This is a genomic window from Novosphingobium sp. 11B (assembly GCF_054589055.1).
Genome location: NZ_BAAILP010000165.1, coordinates 1 through 554, shown reverse-complemented (window position 1 = coordinate 554; position 554 = coordinate 1). Strand labels below are relative to the sequence as shown.

The window sequence follows — 554 nt, the reverse complement described above, 5'->3', positions numbered from 1 at the left end:
GAAGCTGTTGCTCACCTTGGCGTAGGACAGGCCGCCCGTCACATAGGGCATGATGCCGCTGCGCGTTGTCACGCCGAGCCGGGCACGCAGATTGCCGTTCCAGTCGATCTGACGGCGCATGGTGTAGTAGGCAGGCGTCGTCGAATATTCGCTCACCGCATCGTCGATGTACGTCTTGCCCGCTTCGGCGACCACACCCGCCACGATGCTGCCGAACTGCCGGTCGTAGCCGACGTGGCCCATCCAGCTCAGCGCATCCTTGTCGCCGCGGCAGCCGCTGTCAGGCGTCGCGCCGCGCGCCGCACCGCCGCATGTGCCGGGAGAAAAGGCATTGGCGCCAGTCGTCGTGGTGACGGTGTCGTTGAAGTTGCCATCGGCGTTGGTGTCGAAGCGCAGATGCTCGTTGCTGTCATTCTGCTGGAACGTGTAACCGATCGAGCCGCCGACATACGGGCCGCTCCAGTCCACCGCATCCCCGTCCTGCGCGAAAGCCGGCGCGGCAAGAGCGAGCGCCATCGCGCCCAAAGGCGCAAAGTACAGTGCCCTCATGGAAA

Annotated in this window: 1 protein-coding gene; it reads right to left on the bottom strand. The window is 65.0% G+C overall.

Annotated elements, in window-relative coordinates:
• On the bottom strand, positions 1-516 hold a 516-nt coding region (locus ACYPYD_RS15270), incomplete at its 3' end, for an outer membrane protein (protein ID WP_459664014.1).
• Positions 517-554: the final 38 nt, after the last annotated feature.